This window comes from Sporosarcina sp. NPDC096371 (genome assembly GCF_044762865.1).
Lineage (GTDB): Bacteria > Bacillota > Bacilli > Bacillales_A > Planococcaceae > Sporosarcina.
In genome coordinates this window covers 1-18,623 of sequence record NZ_JBIWFE010000005.1, presented here as the reverse complement: position 1 = coordinate 18,623, position 18,623 = coordinate 1, and the positions used below count along the sequence as shown (strand labels likewise).

Here is an 18,623-nt window from a genome sequence, read left to right as displayed (position 1 = left end):
TTTTATTAGCTATCTATTACATTCACAGCGAATCTGGATCTGTTCCTGTCCGCTCATCTCGGTTCAATGCATTCACCGATTCCATATCACTCGATGACAATTCAAAATCGGCCACTTCGCAATTCTCTTTGATGCGCTCAGGTGTGACTGATTTTGGAATCACAATGAGGTCATTTTGCAAATGCCAGCGAATGATGACTTGCGCAGGTGTCTTGCCGTATTTTTCACCAATTTCCAGTAGGGTTGGTTCCTCCAGCAATTGTCCGCGTGCAATTGGCGACCAAGATGTAACGGCAATCCCATTAGCTTGGCAGAATGCACGAAGTGGTTCCTGTGTAAGGCGTGGGTGCAGTTCAATCTGGTTCACCATTGGCGCGACATTCGCTTTCGCTAAAATCTTCTCTAAATGATGCACATGATGATTAGAAACACCAATCGCACGGATTAGCTTTTCGTCATACAACCGTTCAATCGCTTTATAGGTTGCCGTGTACTTTTCCGGCACAGGCCAATGTGTCAAATACAGATCTAAATAATCAAAGCCAAGTCGCTCCAACGAAGCCTCAAATGCTCGAAGGGTCTCATCATAGCCTTGATCAGTATTCCATACTTTCGATGTAATAAATAGTTCTTTACGTGGCACACTAGCATGACGCACAGCTTCGCCAGTCTCTCTTTCATTCTCATAAATGGTTGCTGTATCAATGGCACGATACCCCGTATCAATGGCGTATGAAATCGATTCAAAAGTTTGCTGTGGATCGGTCATTTTATAAACACCTAAGCCAAGCTGTGGCATCGCTATTCCATTCGTAAGTTCCTTTGTTGCAGTGAACACTTTTGACATGCTAATCTTCCCCTTTCGTCACTTCTATATCCATTGTACAATTCTGGTTCCATTTTGACGAATTCACTGATTTAACTAACAGTTGAATTTAGAGCTAAAAACGAATATTATTGTAAATGTACTTCATTTCGTTCGTGTTTTGAAAGGAGATTTATGATGTTCCGTTTAAAAGAGCATAATACAACTATAAAAACTGAAGTGTTAGCCGGTTTAACAACTTTTTTAACCATGGCTTATATCGTTATTGTCAATCCGATTATTCTTGCAGATGCGGGTGTGCCATTTGAACAAGTATTCCTCGCAACAATCATCGCAGCTGTTATTGGAACACTTTGGATGGCACTATTTGCTAATTATCCTATTGCCATCGCACCAGGCATGGGGTTAAATGCGTATTTCACATCCATTGTCATCGCGTCAGATGGGCAACTGGATTATATGACTGCTTTTTCTGCGGTATTCGTCGCAGGACTGATATTTGTCCTCTTGTCTATGACCTCTTTCCGTGAAAAACTAATACAATCCATTCCTGAGTCCTTAAAGCTAGGTATTACCGCCGGGATTGGATTATTTATAGCTTTCATCGGTTTACGTCTTTCAGGACTTGTTGCTCCCCACCCTGGGAATCTCGTACAGCTTGGTGATCTAACTTCTCCACCTGTTCTGTTAGCACTATTTGGACTGCTTGTGACAATCATCCTGATGACATTAAATGTCTACGGAGCGATTTTTATCGGTATGATCCTAACTGGGATTGTAGCGGTTTTGACTAAACAACTTAAATTCGAAGGTAGTCCTTGGCAAATGCCGCACTTACCAGAAGGGATTCTTGTCTGGAATCCGATTCAAGCGGTTGGGGATGTTATCTCACACGGTCTGTATGGCGTTGTCTTCGCATTCCTCATCGTCACTTTATTCGATACAACTGGTACGATGATCGGTGTCGCAAAGCAGGCAGGCTTAATGAAGGGAAATACGTTGCCACGTGCGCGTCATGCCTTACTTGCTGATTCAGTGGCCGCTACAGTTGGCTCAATGTTTGGGACAAGTCCTACTTCTGCTTATATCGAATCATCCTCGGGAGTTGCTGTCGGGGGACGTACCGGCTTAACGACGCTGACAGTTGCGATTCTATTCATCATTGCTGCGTTCTTCGGCCCGTTCGTCAGTGCACTGTCAGGTGTGTCCGCCATCACCGCCCCAGCTTTGATAATCGTCGGGAGTCTTATGATTGGTACAGTCAAACATATTGATTGGGATTCATTCGACGAAGCTTTTCCGGCATTCCTCGTTATTCTGACAATGCCGCTCACATCGAGTATTGCAACAGGAATCGCCCTTGGATTCATCACGTATCCCTTGTTGAAAGTAGTGAAAGGAAAAGGGAGACAAGTTCCAATTCTTCTCTATATTTTCGCAGTGCTCTTCACATACCAACTACTCTTTTTACCGCACTAACCTATGAAAAAGCCAGCCATCTTTAAAACAGATGGCTGGCTTTTTCAAAATTAATTATATAGATAACGTTTTACGTATTTAGAAATCGAGTATTATTTCTCTTCGCCTTCTCCTTGCGTTGCATTAAATGTCCACTCAAGTGATAAGCTGTCCCCTTGGAAAACATTTTGGTCAGCGCCATTATCTTCGAATGCATACTCAACCCATAATTCGTTTACTTCTCCGGGTTTAAGACCGCCTTTTATCGCAGGATCCATGATATTGGCTTGAACAAGATCTGGAGACATTGCTTTTAGATCATATAGTGTAGTTTCAAAAATCGGCTCTTCTTCTTTGTCCCAATTCCACAAGAATTTAACTTTGATATGTTTACCAAAGTCTTCAGAACCATTGTCGTTTTTGGCATCCACTACTGCGTAATCTGTTAATAAGTTAACGTTTTGGATATCCAATGTTCCGCCATTTGTTAATTTAAACTCTCTAAACATAGTATCACCAGGTTTAATATTAGAGACTTTAACAAGTTCTGTAGGGTTTAGCGTTAAATCCAACGTACCTGCTGCAAATGTATTATTCGATACTTCTTGATCGCTAAAGTATGCATATGTTCCCCCGCCAATTAGTGAGATCCCTAATACCGCTGTTGCTACGCCCATACCTAGTTTTTGCTTAATACCCATTTCTTCTTCCCCCTCTAGTCTGATAATTACTTTCACCGTCAAACAATTCAATCACTCTAGTTCTTAATCAAGTGATATTGTTCTTAATTAAGCACCATGACTAAACTATAAACCAAATGGTCTAATTTGTCTATCAAATTAAATAATTCTTTCTTCACTCAGAATTAAAATAGGTCAATAGTATTACAAGAGAAAATCCAGCAGCCCTTCTTATCGGATTGCTGGATTTTACTCATGACTCTATCAAAGCTACATCATTTCTAGCATTATTGATTAATCCCACCAACAATTGGCAGTATGAATTCACTGCTAGTTGGTATAATCGTGACTTCCGTTCCAGCTGCAGGACGGATTGTATAATCGTAGTCACTAGCGATAAGAACTAGGCCAATTTGGCTACCTGGTTGGAATACATAATCATCTGGCTGCATATCCCACGTAAATGTATATTCCTCATTCGGAACAAGCCTTTGCGATTTGTCAGCACCTTGTAAATTTTGTGGATCCATCCAACCACGTGTGACAATCGTCGGTTTAGAACCACTATAGTCAACTAGCAAAGCAGTCAAGTTGGAAACTGGACGGTCAATGCTCGCTTTCAAACTCACTGTAGGTGTTCCACTGATACGTACTTTTTCCGTCAGCTTCGGCGTCAAATACACGAGACGGTTCGGAGAATTCGATTCTGGATTGGCGATTAATAGATCAGCCTTTTTCATCGCATCGTCGACAATTGTTTTCTTGCCGCTAAATTCGTCAGAAAGAGGTGAGCTGCTCAAAATACCTGCTGCACTATCCGCAACGGAGCCCAACTGGAATTTCACAGGTACTGCAGTCACTTCCGGCCAGCTTGATTGTTTGTGCCATGATTTGTCTTCACGTTGCACATCGACTGCGGGCTCATCCATAATGCCATTGTCGATGCCATATAACCAATGATCGAACCATTTGTTTTGCGTTGCTGTCCAATCGTTTGTTGATGTGCCGCCATGGCCGCCTTGGTGAAGCCACATCTTGCGTGGAACGTCATTGTCTTCTAGCGCTGTCCACCATTGGTCGAATTGTTTTGTCTTCACATTCCAGTCATTCAGTCCATGAATGACAAATACACTTGCTTTAATACCTTCTGCATCTTTTACAAAGTTACGGTCTTCCCAGAATTGATTGTAGTCGCCAGTCTCCCGGTCTTGTCCTTCTGTTAATTCATCTACAATTGGTTGACAAACTTCCGGTTGGTTTCTAGTCATGACAGCCGCGGCCATATTGTCCGCATCCTCGCCTTGGTAACCGCCCGGAGCGATGACTGCACCGTTTGCACGGTAATAATCATACCAACTGCTAATTGCTGCGATTGGAACAATTGTTTTTAACCCTTCAACGCCAGTCGTAGCAACGGCATTTGGCAATGTTCCATTATAAGAAACACCCGTCATGCCCACGTTACCAGTTGACCAATCAGATGAAACTTCTTGTCCATCGGCCGTATACGCTTTAGCTCTGCCATTCAACCAGTCAATCACTGATTTAGCACCTAGCGTCTCATTGGAATCTCCAGTAGTTGCGCAGCCAGTCGACTTGCCTGACCCAATACTTTCAGCAAGAATCACTGCATAGCCTCTTGGCACATAGTAGTTGCCATATGATCCAAGGTTAGCTGGCTCAGCTGTTGCTGCTGCATATGGTTTACCACCTGTATCAGGAACTGGCGTCAGTTCATGATCAACACCATAAACAGGGACATTTAAGATGCCCGCACGATACGGACTGATTTCATAAATAACTGGAACTTTAATGCCTGGTGCTGTTTTAGGACGCATCACTTTGATGGCAACACGGTCAAACTTTCCGTCGCGGTCACTATCTATTTCCGTTTCAACAAACAGTTCCTCAATAATCGCATCATCAGTAGAGTAAATAGGCTTTGTCATCCCATTTTCAAGTTCGATATGCGTTGAGGAATCGTTGACTCCCACAGCATTATAGGCTTGTTCTACCGCTTTAACTTCTTTAGAATTACTGCCATATAAGTCTGTAGCCGATTGAATGGCCGCAGCTCTCATCATGATGAAGTTTGAGCTAGCTGTTAAATATTTTGTATTGGCGCGGTAGTAAATCTGTTCTGTTGCTTCACGCCCAACACCTTTCACTTTTACACCGTAATGCGTGCCCCCCTCAGAAATCAGATACGCGGCTTTGTTATTGATACTACTGTTAATATGAACGCCGCCAGCATCTAAGTTACCAATATATCTTTTGCTCCAATGATCTGGAGAATAGCCGCTTTCTGTTCTTGCATCTACAATAGAAGAAGGGTCACTCATAGAGCGCAATGCTTTATTGCCCACTTCTGGATTCATCATCAGTTTTTCCCCGATTAGCCATTCATCGTCACTTCTATCAACCATTGCTCCAAAGATATCGGAGAGGGATTCGTTTAATGCGCCCGACTCATTCCGATAAATCAAGTTAGATGAAGCAGATGTCACTGCGTGGGTGAGTTCATGTGCAATTACATCTTCGCCGCCAGCAAAATTCTTAAATACGACGCCATCGCCATCACCGTAAGACATTGTCCGACCATTCCACGATGCGTTATTCCACTTGTCCCCAACATGCACTTGGGAAATCAATTGTGCACCCTTATTATCATATGAATTACGGTTGAATGTCTTTTTATAATAATCAAAAGTCTGTGCCGCAAATGCATGCGCGTCTGTAGCCGCTGCCTCTTTGAATGATTTAGATGGACTTGTCACATCCACATTTTTTCCGCTAGATTGATCGTATGTGATGATACCTTGTCCTCGAGTGGTATCTTTCAATTTGAAGTTCGCGCCTTCAGCTGTGACCTCTAGCCTTTGCTTATTATCATTTAGACCTATCCCAAAAGCAGTAACATTATGTGCACCATTGTACTGGTCAATAACGTTTCCTGTTGCTGCATCTACAAAGTAATGCCAAAAGCCGATTTCAGGTTGAATCGTAGACGCCTTTACTAGATACGTGTTGTAAAAAGCACCTTCAAATTCATAGATGTACTGCTCCACATCAATGTCTCCGTCGTATTGGTCGACCTTCCCAATTTCTTTTTCAATTGCTTGTTTGGCATGCTGAATGGCTTGCTCTTTGGAAATAGCAGCTTTCATATCAATTTTTTTAGTCTCTAAATCTGGTACAACTTGTCCAAAGAAAGAGGTAACATGATTATTTTTATCTAACGCGATTGTCGAATCTGATCCATAGATTGGAATTCCCTTGTACTGCTCAACCATTCGAACGTGGTGTGTACCTGTTTGTTTATCCGCCTGTTCTTCTATCACTTTAAAGTGTTGTTTCATATCGCCCTTCAATTTAAACTTTCCACTATTTGCCTCTAAGTAAGAAAAAGCAATATCTTTTTTACTTAGCCCCTTTTTAGTTGGAGCCCATTTTTCTACGATGAAAGATGGCGTATTAAATTGCGCATTATACTCGATCTTGATGTCCTTGGCATCGTCAGATTCGATGGCCGAAGCGCCCGAACCAAGTGTACCTAGTGCAAGGGATAGAGCTAAAGCAGATGAAACTACTTTTTTATTTACTTTCATTTTCCTTCTCCTCCTTGTATATGTTTTATAATGTACGGAACGTTTTTTCGAAGTACCCCCTGCTCCTTTCTAATCATTTTTTTATATGTGGTTAGTAACTAGTAATTAACATCGAAGTTACTAGTATCTAGTTGTAGTTAAAGGCATATCCTATTAGTAGATAGAGCTCGTTCTTAATTGAGAACATAACACGACTATAAACTAATATTTCAGATTTGTACATAGAAAGTTCTAAGTTTTCTATTTTATCTGAAAGACTATAATTGGAAATAACCGGATGCCGATCTCTATAGATTCAATAAAAAAAGAGCCTTCCACGATTTTCATCCTGGAAGACCCGCTTAGTACTCTATTATTTCTCTTCGCCTTCTCCTTGTGTTGCATTAAATGTCCACTCAAGTGATAAGCTGTCCCCTTGGAAAACATTTTGGTCAGCGCCATTATCTACGAATTCGTACTCAACCCATAATTCGTTTGTTTCTCCAGCTTTAAGCCCGCCTTCTAGAGCTGGATCCATAATATTGGCTTGAACAAGATCTGGAGACATTGCTTTTAGATCATGTAGTGTAGTTTCAAAAATCGGCTCTTCTTCTTTGTCCCAGTTCCACATGAATTTAACTTTGATATGTTTACCAAAGTCTTCAGCAGCATTGTCGCCCTTTGCATCATTTACTTTGTAGTTTGTTAACAAATGCACGTTTTTGATATCCAATGTTCCGCCATTTGTTAATGTAAACTCTCTAAACATAGTATCACCAGGTTTAATATTAGAGACGTCAACAAGTTCTGTAGGGTTTAGTGCTAAATCCAAAGTACCTGCTGCAAATGTATTATTCGATACTTCTTGATCACTAAAGTATGCATATGTTCCCCCGCCAATTAGTGAGATCCCTAATACCGCTGTTGCTACGCCCATACCTAGTTTTTGCTTAATACCCATCTCTGTTCCCCCTCTAGTCTGATTATTAGCAGTATGAATACACTGCATTTTTCAAGTTCAATATGCGTTAGGGATTAGTTAACACCAACTGCTGTATAGGCTTGTTCAACCGCTTTGACTTCTTTAGAATTACTACCATATAAGTCTTTAGCCGATTGAATGGCAGCCGCTCTCATCATGACGAAGTTTGAGCTAGTTGTTAAATATTTTGTATTGGCGCGGTAATAAATCTGTTCTGTTGCTTCACGTCCAACACCATTCACGGTTACCCCGTAATGCTTACCGCCCTCGGAGATTAGATATGCGGCTTTATTATTGATACTACTGTTAATATGAACGCCGCCAGAATCTAAGGTACCAGTATACCTTTTGCTCCAATGGTCTGGAGAATAACCGCTGTCTGTTCTTGCATCTACAATAGAAGAAGGATCACTCATAGAACGCAACGCTTTATTTCCCGCTGTTGGATCCATCATGAGTTTTTCACCAACTAGCCATTCATCGTCGCCTCTGTCGACCATTGCCCCAAAGATATCAGAGATGGATTCGTTTAAGGCACCCGACTCATTTCGATAAATCAAGTTAGATGTAGCGGATGTCACTGCGTGCGTGAGCTCGTGTGCAATCACATCTTCTCCACCTGCAAAGTTCTTAAATACGACGCCATCCCCATCACCATAGGACATTGTCCGACCATTCCACGATGCATTATTCCACTTATTACCAACGTGGACTTGAGAAATCAATTGTGCGCCTTTATCATCATACGAATTGCGGTTGAATGTCTTTTTATAATAATCAAAAGTCAACGCCGCAAATGCATGCGCGTCTGTAGCCGCTGCCTCTCTGAAAGATTTAGATGGGCTTGTCACATCAACATTTTTACCGCTAGATTGATCGTATGTGATGATCCCTTTCCCACGAGTCGTATCATTCAGTTTGAAGTTCGCACCTTCGGCTGAGACTTCTAGCCTTTGCTTATTATCATTTAAACCTACCCCAAAAGCGGTAACGTTATGGGCACCATTGTACTGGTCAATAACCTCTCCGGTTGCTGCATCAACAAAGTAATGCCAAAAGCCAATTTCAGGTTGAATAGTAGACGCCTTTACAAGATACGTGTTGTAGAAAGCCCCTTCAAATTCATAGATAAACTGCTCCACATCAATGTCACCGTCGTACTGATCTACTTTACCTATGTCTTGTTCAATCGCTTGTTTGGCGTTTTGAATCGCTTGCTCTTTGGAAATCGAAGTGTTTACATCGATTTTTTTAGTCTCTAAGTCTGGTACAACTTGTCCAAAGAAAGAGGTAACATGATTGTCTTCATCTAGCGCGATTGTCGAATCTGATCCATAGATTGGGATTCCCTTGTACTGTTCAATAAGTCTAATATGATGGGTGCCTGTTTGTTTATCCGCCTGTTCTTCTGTCACTTTAAAGTGTTGTTTCATATCACCTTTTAATTTAAACTCCCCACTGTTTTTTTCCAGATAAGAAAAAGCAATGTCTTTTTTACTTAGCCCCTTTTTAGTCGGAGCCCATTTTCCAACGATAAAAGATGGAGTATTAAAGTCAGCATTATACTCGATTTTAAGGTCCTTAGCATCGCCAGATTCGACGATTGAAAAGGCCGAAACGCCCGAACCTAGTGTACCAAGAGCAAGAGATAGAGCCAAAGCAGATGAAACTACTTTTTTATTTACTTTCATTTTTCTTCTCCTCCTTGTATGTGGTTTTTAATATACAGAACGTTTTTTCGAAGTACCAGCCTACTCCTTTCTATTCATTTTTAATATGCGGGTTAGTAACTAGCAAATAACATCGAAGTTACTAGTATCTAGTTGTAGTTAAAGACATATACTGTTCTTAATTAAGAACTTACCACGACTATAAACTAGTATTCTGTATTTGTACACAGAAAGTTCAAAGTTTTCTTTTTTATATTAAAGGCTAGAAAATAATACAAAAGACCTCACTATATCACCTCAACAAATTGCCTAAAAAAAACGGAGATGACTATTACCAGGACTTTTTCACCCCATTGCCGAAATATCGACTCGATTCACTTAATTTTATGATAAATAGGCATAAAGCATGTCATAATGTTAATAGAGCGCTTCAAAATATGTTATAATTTGTCGTGAAAGGTGCGTGATCCAATGATTGGCGATCAAATTAAGAGATATCGGTTACAAAAAACTATGACGCTTTCTGAGCTTGCCGAAAAGTCGAACATAGCGAAGTCATACTTAAGTTCTATTGAACGTAATCTTCAAACCAATCCTTCCATAACTGTCATAGAAAAATTAGCTTCCGTTTTGGATATAAGCGTTAATACATTGGTACATGGTGAAATGGCCGAAACAACCATTGATTCAGAATGGGAAGAACTTGTTATGCAAGCCATGAACTCTGGAATTTCCAAAAAAGAATTTCGGGAATTTGTAGAATTCAATAAGTGGAAGATGAATCATAAGTAAAAATCCGCTTTTGCTGCTCCTTTGGGTTTCTACGCATACAAAATGACGTTCAAGAAATTAGCCTATAGGGATTTGTATCGATACCCCCCTTCACTCCGCCTTTCAACATCCAGCGCTAATACGTTTCCATTCCTTAACATGCTTTGACTTCATATGTATCATTCATCGATAAAACTGCTTCGATTCTAGATTTTATTCACATCAACCAGCGTAGGCAACAAATAAGTAAACATTCCTCCCCACTTATACTTTTCGTTAAAGAAGAAGAATCTAGGTCTATACAATTAAAACAGTAAGCCAAATGGCGTATTGTTTTCGTTCGAAACTCAAACAAAAAAATCACTCTATTTGACTATGAAGAATTTAACTCAAAACTCGGAATTAATGATATAGTTAAAATATGGCATGTCTATTTACTTTCAATCTACCACTTCTTACATACTGATTTTGGACCTAAAATTGACGTGTATTGTATGACGGCTACATCGAATCAGTTACGCCCCGGCGTACATAGTCCGGGTTCCACTTTTCGGCAGGGGTTGGTACTTTTGCTGAAGCAAGTTCAATACAACTAGGAGTATTTGGGGGGAACGGAGTGGAGAAACCTACACAGCAAGCATTGGACACTGAATGGGTCGATTTAATTTTAGATGCACTGGAAACAGGATTGCACCCCACGGATATTAAAGAGTACTTAAAAAAAGCATTAGATACTACAACCCAAAAGCATGTTGAAGATGAGTGCAATATAACGATGTATTAGTTTTCCCGTATCTGTCACAATTCTGCCATGCAATCATTTCAATTCATTTGAAAATAGGGTATACTACATGAAGAACTATTGATTTTACAGGAGGTATAATCTGATGAATCTTATTCTGATCGCAGGTGTGTCTATAGCATTCCTAGCTGCAATCTTTACAGGTGGCTATGAAGACAAAGGCAATCGTCATAAAGTTAAAAAAAGCCGCGGACATCAGCCAACCTAATACAATGTAAAAACGGGACTAGCCTTATGGCTGTCCCGTTTTTTCAATCCAATCCTGGATAATCTTGCTGTCTCAGTGCTTCGTAAATCAGTATCGCTGCCGTATTCGATAAATTCAACGAGCGAATATGGTCATTCATCGGAATGCGCAAGCACCGCCCTTTATTCTCTTCTATGATATCCTCAGGCAATCCAGTCGTCTCTTTCCCAAAGACAAAGAATATATCCTGCGTGGAATCCGAGTAATTAAATGATGTATGCGGCTGTTCCCCATGCTTTGTCAAAAAGTAAAATACTGCGTTTGGATACGCTGCGAACATTTCACGAATACCTTCATGATACGTAATGTCAACATGCTCCCAATAGTCAAGACCCGCCCTCTTCAACATTTTATCATCTGTCGAGAATCCAAGCGGCTTGATAAGATGAAGCTTCGTTGCTGTTCCTGCGCATGTTCGCGCAATGTTCCCCGTATTCGCTGGGATAAGCGGTTCAAATAATGCAACATGTATGGCCATTTCAACACTGCCTCCTAAACTTATTGTTTCCAATTATCCACTGCTTTTTTTAATTCGGCAAGTACTTCTGTGTCTTGCTCTTTTATCAACGCTTCTTGAATAGCTAAATAACCTTCCTCCGTACCTATTCGACACAGCGCCCATGCTATGGTTCCTCTGACAACAGGACGAGGATCTTGATGCAGCATCGCTACCAATTCCGGCACCGCTGCCTCTTCTTTAAAGTGGGCAAGGGCAATAATGGCATTGCGTTGAATCGGATTTTTACCACGCCACGAGCCAGATACATGCCCGAACTTCTCTTTGAATTCGCGGTTCGATAACCTAAGTATCGGCTGTAATTGAGGTTTCGCGAGTTCTGGATCGGGCTGGAATGCATGTTGATGTAGATTATGCTTTCCTTTATTTTTCGGACAGACCGTCTGACACGTATCGCAACCGTATACCCGGTTCCCAAACTCCGCCCGAAATTCCTCTGGGATCGGCTTTTTCGACTGTGTCAGGAATGCAATACAACGCTGTGCATTCAATTGTCCGCCTTGAATCAAAGCACCTGTCGGACAGACGTCTAGGCATAGTGTACAATCGCCACAATCATCTTCCATCGGTACATCAGGCGCAAACGGAATGTTTGTAATCATTTCACCTAAATAGACGTAAGAACCGAATTCTGGGGTAATAATGGAACAGTTTTTTGCTGACCAACCGATCCCCGCCCGCTCCGCAACAGCACGATCAGCGAGCTCCCCCGTATCGACCATTGAGCGTACCTTGGCATCAGGCACATTTGTTACGATAAACTCCTCAAGAAGCCTCAGTTTGTCACGTAAGACTGTGTGGTAATCCGTCCCCCATGATGCGCGGCAAAACATACCACGGCGCTCCCCCTTCTTGCCCTTGGGTGCATTCACCATCTTGGACGGATAAGCAACTGCAATCGCAATGATACTCTCCGCTTGATCTAATAGAAGTGTTGGTTCCGTTCGCTTATCCAGGTCCTTCTCTTCAAACCCTGACTGATAGCCAAGCTCTTGCTGGCGCTTCAAGCGATTTTTCAGTTCTCGGAACGGAGCGGCTGTCGTAAAACCAATTTTATCTATGCCGATGGAAGCCGCATAGTCTTTCACGGCCTGCTGCAGTTGAACAGCATTCACACCCTACCGCCTCCTTTATGCTAGTATGGAATTAACTTGTTTTAGCAGAAATCCCCCACTTCTATAAGTGGCCGAATGAATGCCAAAATGTATTAAACTTAGTTGGGTTTCAAACTCCTGCTAAATCAAGTTCAGCCTCCGGCGGATGTCACAAATTTTGAAGGGAGTTAATGAAGGCAGTCTAAGTTCGCGACGTCCTGTCGCAACGACTGCATGACCTACATCCTGTAGGCCTCAAGCGCAATTCAAAATTTGGACGCAATTACGCCGGGGCGTAATTGATCTTATATAAAGGGTGATATCATTGAATATCGAAATGGATACGAAACTTTTACAAGCCATGCCCGGAATAAAATTGGGCATTAACTATTATACCAAAATTACCGTGTCAGAATCTCCTCAAATGCTGAAAGGTCGCTTACAACTGTTCCAAGAACAACTTTTCTTTGAGCTTGAAGACAAATCTGTGACGGACTTTCCAGGTATTCAAGAATGGCGCACAGTATGGAAAGCACTTGGCGCAGATCCTAACCGCTATCGTCATTCAACAGAAGCACTCATGCGGCGTGTTAAAAAGCAAAACTATATGACCCCATTTCACTCAGCTGTCGACTTAAATACCTTTTTCTCCCTGCAACACGTAATCCCGGCCGGCATTTACGATTTTGAAAAGATTGTCGGTGATATTAACGTTTCAACAGGGACGGATACAGATGGCTACGACGGATTGAATGGTCGTTTCAATTCATTACACAATATTTTACTCTTGAAAGATGGCTTCAGCCCATTTGGCAGCCCATTCGTCGACTCCGTACGAACTGCTGTAACGGAAGAAACAACAGAAGCGCTTCATATCTTCTTTATCCGCCCATCCATGGATGCGACGGAGGCACTTGCACTTACAACAGCATGCGGGAATATGTTCACTAGTATTAGCGGGGGTGAAGTCTGCTCATATGTTTTGCATGAGGGACAAACTTCCATTATAGTAAACTAATACAGCAAATGAATCGGGGGAATGAACAGATGGCTAACATTACACTCGCCGAAGCCGTAAAACTAAAAAGTGTCTTAACAAAGCGAATCCATGAGCTTGAAGACGAAATGAGACGCGTTGCCTTTACGACAGTAGAAAAAGGAAACAACCCTATCAAAGGACCACGTACCCTTGAAAGCGTCGAAGCTGAATTGGACGAAGTACGTCTGGATAGTCGTGTACTCGACCGTCTCATGTATCGCGCCAATATTGATCATACAATTGAATTCCAAGGACAACAACTCGCGATTGTAGAAGCAATTGAATTTGCCACACAATTACGTGCCAAGTCACGCTTTTATAAAGAACTGTCAACAGCTGAAAAAGAAGAGATCCAATATGCTTACTCAGAAAGCACAACCGTCTATCGGGTCGCCTTATTCGATCCGGAAAACTATCGGGTAAAATCTTTGCAAGCTGAAAAAGATGCGCATAAGTTATCCAACCTTATCAACGCCAAAAACTATTCTATCACTTTGGCATTTGACGATAGTAAATACTTCTAACTTAATTCAGTAAATTTTTTTGTACTGAATTAAGTTAGAGCCTCCGGCGGATGTCACAGATTTTGAAGGGAGTTAATGAAGGCAGTCTAAATTCGCGACGTCCTGTCGCAACAAGGAAGGATGCAGTTCAATCCTTCCCTACTGCATATCCGCATCCTGCGGGCACAATTCAAAATCTGGACGCAATTACGCCATGGCGTAATTGATTCCCTTGGAAAGGTGAGACTCCTTTCCAAGGCATAGAGAGGGGACAACAATTTAAATTGCTGGCAAACCAATAACCAGTCCCCATTTACTTTGTGACCAATCCCCAATGACCAACTAAGGCCATTGCATGAACAACCCAAAACTGAGTATCACCTGGTCTCCCTCTATGAAAATCGCTCCTTCCGTTTCGACGGCAAGGAGCGATTTTATTTATATTCATTTTTCGAACGGCCTTGTCTTCTCACCATCGATCAGTAATGTCCAAGTGCTCCGTTCTTGTAATTTTATATTTCCACGATAATGATAAATGTTTCCCCCAGTGGCTCCTATAAATGTGCCATCTTGAATAAAAGCTTGTTCAGAAACAATTTTTCCTTTTCCATCGAGTAACTTCACTTGTATTTCCTTCCCGCTGTCCACAGTACTTTCAATAGTAATTTCATGTTCCTCTCCGACTGTTAATTCCATTGGATGATCAATCAACGTATAGTGTTCAGTCTTTGGTAAAGGAGGAAGAACTTCAATCAAGAATTCTGTAAATAACTGATTATCTACAAGGAAAGAGAGTTGCCATTCTCCCGCTGTCGTAAATGGTTGGAAACTCGTCAATAGTTGCTGAACATCTTCACCAAATAGAAAACCATTAAAAACCCCTTCAGACATTGTAATTTTTTCATTGTCAGTATTGCTAGCTTCTACTCTATAATTTTTCCCTTCAAGTTCTGATGGGTCCCCCCAAAAGTAGAGCATCATTTTTGCCCCTCTTCGCGCATCCTCTGCGACAAATTGCTGATGAACTAACATTCCCACCTTCCCTTCAATTCCAATCACTTCATAATTACTATCAGCTAAGGTGAAGGTTTCAGCTTGTTGCGAAGTCAATGGAACTTGAGGTTGCAATGATTGTCTTAGCCCACTTTCAGTCGCTAGAAAAAGGACAAATACTGTCGCACATATAACAGCAAATGCGATGAAAGGCTTAACAAACTGCACTCTCTTTCTGGGCTTAATTTCCTGTTGCAAGGCTAGGGTGATTTTTTCTTTCTGTTTTTCATTTAATGTGTATTTAGGAAGGGTTTTCAGATTTTCTTGTAAGTTTCCCATACTCTTCATCAGCAAACCCCTCCTTTACTAATATGTCTTTTAACTTTGTTAAAGATCGATGGAACAAGACATTTACATGATTCACATTCACTTTCAATACTTCACTCACTTCTTTAGGCGTCAGCTCCAAAATGCCCCTTAGGATCACTACCTCTTTATAGCGAGGAGAAAGTTGGTGAATCGCTTTGTATAAATGACTGACTTCCTGATTCATGATTGTTCTCTCTTCCAATTCATTCGACAGCTTTTGTTCTCGAAAAATGGAGTACTTGATCTTCTCCCATACTTTCTTTCTTCGGTAGTCATCGATTACCTTATTTCTTGCAATAGAAATCAACCACGTTTTCGGATGAGATTGTCCTTTGAAACCAGACATCTTTTTCATAGCTATCAAAAAAGTTTCTTGTACAAGATCCTCGACGTCCAGTGAGCCTGTATAGTAAATAAGAAAACTAGTGATATCCTCTTCGTATAATTGAAACCACTCCGCGATTGCTTGATTCGTCACACGATCCCCCCTCCTTTATTAATTAGACGATTCACCGTGTAAGATATTACAGCTAAAAGAAAAAACGTTCCCTTATGCAGCAAAGGGGACGTTTTATCACATGATCTTACATACTTTCCGCAATCGCTTTCAAAGCCATTGCACGGTTCACAATAAACTTCTTCATATAGCTTTCCAAAAATAGCTTATCTGCAATAACCCCAATTGGTCCAAAAGGTGATTGATAGTGAAAACAGTCTATCATCAGCGTCCCATTATTCTTTTCGATAAATTCATGGATATGGTGAAAGGAATGAAAAGCTCCCTTCACCATGATATCTTCAAACCAATAAGGTCTATTCATTACTGTCACCTGTGCAGTAAGTCTCTGCTTAATACCAAAATGAACAGCTTCCCAAGTCACAATATCTCCAGCCTGCAATAAACCTGTCGTAACCCCGCCAACGGCTTTCTCTTTCGTACTTGCCGTTGTTTGAGTATGAATCTCCACATCTCTTGCAAGATCGAAACAGCGCTCTATAGGAGCATCTATGAATTCGTGATGTTCAATTAAAGGCATAATCATTCCCCCACTCGATGTACTCCCATTCACTGTAGCACATTCACAGCTTCGATAAAATTGAATACAAAAAAAGACATAACCGAAGTTATGTCTTTTTTACTTGATACCCGAGGCCGGACTTGAACCGGCACGCCTCGCGGCATCGCATTTTGAGTGCGACGTGTCTGCCATTCCACCACTCGGGCATACTAACTATTCATTTCGCGAACTACAATACATAAAAATATTGGAGGCGGCAACCGGAATCGAACCGGTGATAAGGGTGTTGCAGACCCATGCCTTACCGCTTGGCTATGCCGCCGTAGAATAATGGAGCGGAAGACGGGATTCGAACCCGCGACCCCGACCTTGGCAAGGTCGTATTCTACCACTGAACTACTTCCGCGAAACTGGGGTAGCTGGATTCGAACCAACGAATGACGGAGTCAAAGTCCGTTGCCTTACCGCTTGGCTATACCCCAAAAATAAATGGGGCGGACGAGGGGAATCGAACCCCCGAATGTCGGAATCACAATCCGATGCGTTAACCACTTCGCCACGACCGCCACTATAAGTATTTATATTTTTTATTAAAATCATGGGGCGACTGAAGGGAATCGAACCCTCGAATGTCGGAATCACAATCCGATGCGTTAACCACTTCGCCACAACCGCCACGATATATTAATATAAAATGGCAGGGGCAGTAGGAATCGAACCCACATCAAAGGTTTTGGAGACCTCTATTCTACCGTTAAACTATGCCCCTGTAAATGGTGGTGGGGGACGGATTCGAACCGCCGAACCCGGAGGGAGCGGATTTACAGTCCGCCGCGTTTAGCCACTTCGCTACCCCACCAAATATCGTGTAATGGTGCCGGCGAAAGGACTTGAACCCTCAACCTACTGATTACAAGTCAGTTGCTCTACCAATTGAGCTACACCGGCACATAAGATTTAAATGATGGCTCAGGACGGAATCGAACCGCCGACACAAGGATTTTCAGTCCTTTGCTCTACCGACTGAGCTACTGAGCCATACAATTATTCATTTTTCAAAGAAAATGGCGGTCCCGACCGGGATCGAACCGGCGATCTCCTGCGTGACAGGCAGGCATGTTAACCGCTACACCACGGGACCATTTGGTTGCGGGGGCAGGATTTGAACCTGCGACCTTCGGGTTATGAGCCCGACGAGCTACCACTGCTCCACCCCGCGACAATACTACTTACTAAAAAATAATGGTGGAGGATGACGGGCTCGAACCGCCGACCCCCTGCTTGTAAGGCAGGTGCTCTCCCAGCTGAGCTAATCCTCCTGGGTAAAATTGCTGTAAGATAAAATGGTGACCCCTACGGGATTCGAACCCGTGTTACCGCCGTGAAAGGGCGGTGTCTTAACCGCTTGACCAAGGGGCCATTCTATGTAAGTTTAACTGGCGGAGAGCAAGGGATTTGAACCCTTGAGACAGCGTTAGCCGCCTACACGATTTCCAATCGTGCTCCTTCGGCCACTCGGACAGCTCTCCTAAATGGCTCCGCAGGTAGGACTCGAACCTACGACCGATCGGTTAACAGCCGATTGCTCTACCACTGAGCTACTGCGGAATAATGTTACAACTCATACACTCAATATGTTACTTGGTAATAACAGCCCAGCGATGTCCTACTCTTGCAGGGGGAACCCCCCAACTACCATCGGCGCTGAAGAGCTTAACTTCCGTGTTCGGGATGGGAACGGGTGTGACCTCTTCGCCATCATCACTAGACTGTTTTCACAAGACAATAATTATTATATCAGGTCTTATGAGTAATTGCAAGCGTTTTTTTTACAAAATAATTTATTTTGTTTTGTTCGCTCAAAACTGGATAAAAGAGACATTGTGTTTCATAAATCAGGACCAACCTGCCCTTTTTAAATTAGGTTAAGTCCTCGTTCGATTAGTATCCGTCAGCTCCACACGTCGCCGTGCTTCCACCCCAGACCTATCAACCTCATCTTCTTTGAGGGAACTTACTTACTTGCGTAATGGGAAATCTCATCTCGAGGGGGGCTTCATGCTTAG

16 protein-coding genes, 16 tRNA genes, 2 rRNA genes and 1 pseudogene are annotated in these 18,623 nt (G+C 42.1%); 6 read left to right on the top strand and 29 right to left on the bottom strand.

Annotated elements, in window-relative coordinates; all coding sequences use genetic code 11:
• Window positions 1–22: 22 nt before the first annotated feature.
• Complete coding sequence (locus ACIQ0H_RS14015; RefSeq protein ID WP_403415802.1) at window positions 23–847, bottom strand: aldo/keto reductase; 825 nt, start codon at window positions 845–847, stop codon at window positions 23–25.
• 156 nt (window positions 848–1,003) lie between these two features.
• Between ACIQ0H_RS14015 and ACIQ0H_RS14010 the strand changes: the two genes are divergently transcribed.
• Complete coding sequence (locus ACIQ0H_RS14010; protein ID WP_403415799.1) at window positions 1,004–2,305, top strand: NCS2 family permease; 1,302 nt, start codon at window positions 1,004–1,006, stop codon at window positions 2,303–2,305.
• Window positions 2,306–2,397: 92 nt separating this feature from the next.
• On the opposite strand, the gene ACIQ0H_RS14005 is transcribed toward ACIQ0H_RS14010, so the two are convergent.
• The 5 genes and pseudogenes from ACIQ0H_RS14005 to ACIQ0H_RS13985 form a co-directional block, all read right to left on the bottom strand.
• Window positions 2,398–2,985, bottom strand: a complete 588-nt coding sequence (locus ACIQ0H_RS14005) for a TasA family protein (RefSeq protein WP_403415796.1) — start codon at window positions 2,983–2,985, stop codon at window positions 2,398–2,400.
• Window positions 2,986–3,251: 266 nt separating this feature from the next.
• Window positions 3,252–4,958 carry a Xaa-Pro dipeptidyl-peptidase gene (locus ACIQ0H_RS14000; RefSeq protein ID WP_403416512.1) on the bottom strand — a complete coding sequence of 569 codons (1,707 nt, stop codon included), beginning with the start codon at window positions 4,956–4,958 and terminating at the stop codon, window positions 3,252–3,254.
• Window positions 4,947–6,572: pseudogene (locus ACIQ0H_RS13995) on the bottom strand (M4 family metallopeptidase); the annotation flags it as partial. The pseudogene ACIQ0H_RS13995 and the gene ACIQ0H_RS14000, both read right to left, overlap by 12 nt.
• A gap of 352 nt (window positions 6,573–6,924) precedes the next feature.
• Window positions 6,925–7,512 (bottom strand): TasA family protein, encoded by a 588-nt coding sequence (locus ACIQ0H_RS13990; RefSeq protein WP_403415793.1) that lies wholly within the window; start codon window positions 7,510–7,512, stop codon window positions 6,925–6,927.
• 74 nt (window positions 7,513–7,586) lie between these two features.
• Complete coding sequence (locus ACIQ0H_RS13985) at window positions 7,587–9,224, bottom strand: M4 family metallopeptidase (protein WP_403415791.1); 1,638 nt, start codon at window positions 9,222–9,224, stop codon at window positions 7,587–7,589.
• Between the two features lie 450 nt (window positions 9,225–9,674).
• Between ACIQ0H_RS13985 and ACIQ0H_RS13980 the strand changes: the two genes are divergently transcribed.
• The 3 genes from ACIQ0H_RS13980 to ACIQ0H_RS13970 all read left to right on the top strand — a co-directional run bounded on the left by ACIQ0H_RS13980 (window position 9,675) and on the right by ACIQ0H_RS13970 (window position 10,984).
• Window positions 9,675–9,995, top strand: coding sequence for a helix-turn-helix domain-containing protein (locus tag ACIQ0H_RS13980; protein WP_403415788.1), 321 nt, complete (start codon window positions 9,675–9,677; stop codon window positions 9,993–9,995).
• Between the two features lie 595 nt (window positions 9,996–10,590).
• Window positions 10,591–10,758 carry an anti-repressor SinI family protein gene (locus ACIQ0H_RS13975; RefSeq protein WP_403415785.1) on the top strand — a complete coding sequence of 56 codons (168 nt, stop codon included), beginning with the start codon at window positions 10,591–10,593 and terminating at the stop codon, window positions 10,756–10,758.
• Window positions 10,759–10,861: 103 nt separating this feature from the next.
• Window positions 10,862–10,984, top strand: coding sequence for a hypothetical protein (locus tag ACIQ0H_RS13970; RefSeq protein ID WP_403415782.1), 123 nt, complete (start codon window positions 10,862–10,864; stop codon window positions 10,982–10,984).
• 43 nt (window positions 10,985–11,027) lie between these two features.
• Here ACIQ0H_RS13970 and trmL read toward each other — a convergent pair whose 3' ends face one another.
• Window positions 11,028–11,501 (bottom strand): tRNA (uridine(34)/cytosine(34)/5-carboxymethylaminomethyluridine(34)-2'-O)-methyltransferase TrmL, encoded by a 474-nt coding sequence (gene trmL, locus ACIQ0H_RS13965; RefSeq protein WP_403415779.1) that lies wholly within the window; start codon window positions 11,499–11,501, stop codon window positions 11,028–11,030.
• A gap of 20 nt (window positions 11,502–11,521) precedes the next feature.
• On the bottom strand, window positions 11,522–12,655 hold the full coding sequence (gene queG, locus ACIQ0H_RS13960) for a tRNA epoxyqueuosine(34) reductase QueG (protein ID WP_403415776.1): 1,134 nt from the start codon (window positions 12,653–12,655) through the stop codon (window positions 11,522–11,524).
• 304 nt (window positions 12,656–12,959) lie between these two features.
• Between queG and ACIQ0H_RS13955 the strand changes: the two genes are divergently transcribed.
• Both ACIQ0H_RS13955 and ACIQ0H_RS13950 read left to right on the top strand, forming a co-directional pair.
• Entirely contained in the window at window positions 12,960–13,652 is a 693-nt protein-coding gene (locus ACIQ0H_RS13955; protein ID WP_403415773.1) for a B3/B4 domain-containing protein, read from the top strand.
• 29 nt (window positions 13,653–13,681) lie between these two features.
• Window positions 13,682–14,197 carry a hypothetical protein gene (locus ACIQ0H_RS13950; protein ID WP_403415771.1) on the top strand — a complete coding sequence of 172 codons (516 nt, stop codon included), beginning with the start codon at window positions 13,682–13,684 and terminating at the stop codon, window positions 14,195–14,197.
• A 423-nt stretch (window positions 14,198–14,620) separates the two neighbouring features.
• On the opposite strand, the gene ACIQ0H_RS13945 is transcribed toward ACIQ0H_RS13950, so the two are convergent.
• From ACIQ0H_RS13945 to ACIQ0H_RS13845, 21 genes are all read right to left on the bottom strand, one after another.
• Entirely contained in the window at window positions 14,621–15,517 is an 897-nt protein-coding gene (locus tag ACIQ0H_RS13945; protein ID WP_403415768.1) for a hypothetical protein, read from the bottom strand.
• Complete coding sequence (locus tag ACIQ0H_RS13940; RefSeq protein ID WP_403415765.1) at window positions 15,471–16,016, bottom strand: RNA polymerase sigma factor; 546 nt, start codon at window positions 16,014–16,016, stop codon at window positions 15,471–15,473. Before ACIQ0H_RS13940 ends, ACIQ0H_RS13945 begins: the two co-directional genes overlap by 47 nt.
• 106 nt (window positions 16,017–16,122) lie before the next feature.
• Window positions 16,123–16,575, bottom strand: a complete 453-nt coding sequence (locus ACIQ0H_RS13935) for an SRPBCC family protein (RefSeq protein ID WP_403415762.1) — start codon at window positions 16,573–16,575, stop codon at window positions 16,123–16,125.
• A 107-nt stretch (window positions 16,576–16,682) separates the two neighbouring features.
• Window positions 16,683–16,763: transfer RNA gene (locus ACIQ0H_RS13930), tRNA-Leu, on the bottom strand.
• 42 nt (window positions 16,764–16,805) lie between these two features.
• Window positions 16,806–16,879: transfer RNA gene (locus ACIQ0H_RS13925), tRNA-Cys, on the bottom strand.
• A 9-nt stretch (window positions 16,880–16,888) separates the two neighbouring features.
• Window positions 16,889–16,963: transfer RNA gene (locus ACIQ0H_RS13920), tRNA-Gly, on the bottom strand.
• A gap of 4 nt (window positions 16,964–16,967) precedes the next feature.
• Window positions 16,968–17,039, bottom strand: a tRNA-Gln gene (locus ACIQ0H_RS13915).
• Window positions 17,040–17,047: 8 nt separating this feature from the next.
• Window positions 17,048–17,123 (bottom strand) — tRNA-His (locus ACIQ0H_RS13910).
• A 33-nt stretch (window positions 17,124–17,156) separates the two neighbouring features.
• A tRNA-His gene (locus tag ACIQ0H_RS13905) sits at window positions 17,157–17,232 on the bottom strand.
• Between the two features lie 20 nt (window positions 17,233–17,252).
• Window positions 17,253–17,326, bottom strand: a tRNA-Trp gene (locus ACIQ0H_RS13900).
• 5 nt (window positions 17,327–17,331) lie between these two features.
• A tRNA-Tyr gene (locus tag ACIQ0H_RS13895) sits at window positions 17,332–17,416 on the bottom strand.
• Between the two features lie 13 nt (window positions 17,417–17,429).
• Window positions 17,430–17,505: transfer RNA gene (locus ACIQ0H_RS13890), tRNA-Thr, on the bottom strand.
• Window positions 17,506–17,522: 17 nt separating this feature from the next.
• Window positions 17,523–17,595 (bottom strand) — tRNA-Phe (locus ACIQ0H_RS13885).
• Window positions 17,596–17,622: 27 nt separating this feature from the next.
• Window positions 17,623–17,698, bottom strand: a tRNA-Asp gene (locus tag ACIQ0H_RS13880).
• 3 nt (window positions 17,699–17,701) lie between these two features.
• Window positions 17,702–17,776, bottom strand: a tRNA-Met gene (locus tag ACIQ0H_RS13875).
• A 24-nt stretch (window positions 17,777–17,800) separates the two neighbouring features.
• Window positions 17,801–17,876 (bottom strand) — tRNA-Val (locus ACIQ0H_RS13870).
• Between the two features lie 25 nt (window positions 17,877–17,901).
• A tRNA-Glu gene (locus tag ACIQ0H_RS13865) sits at window positions 17,902–17,976 on the bottom strand.
• An 18-nt stretch (window positions 17,977–17,994) separates the two neighbouring features.
• Window positions 17,995–18,086, bottom strand: a tRNA-Ser gene (locus ACIQ0H_RS13860).
• Window positions 18,087–18,090: 4 nt separating this feature from the next.
• A tRNA-Asn gene (locus tag ACIQ0H_RS13855) sits at window positions 18,091–18,165 on the bottom strand.
• Between the two features lie 45 nt (window positions 18,166–18,210).
• Window positions 18,211–18,326, bottom strand: a 5S ribosomal RNA gene (rrf, locus tag ACIQ0H_RS13850).
• Between the two features lie 152 nt (window positions 18,327–18,478).
• Window positions 18,479–18,623: ribosomal RNA gene (locus ACIQ0H_RS13845) — 23S ribosomal RNA — on the bottom strand; the annotation flags it as partial.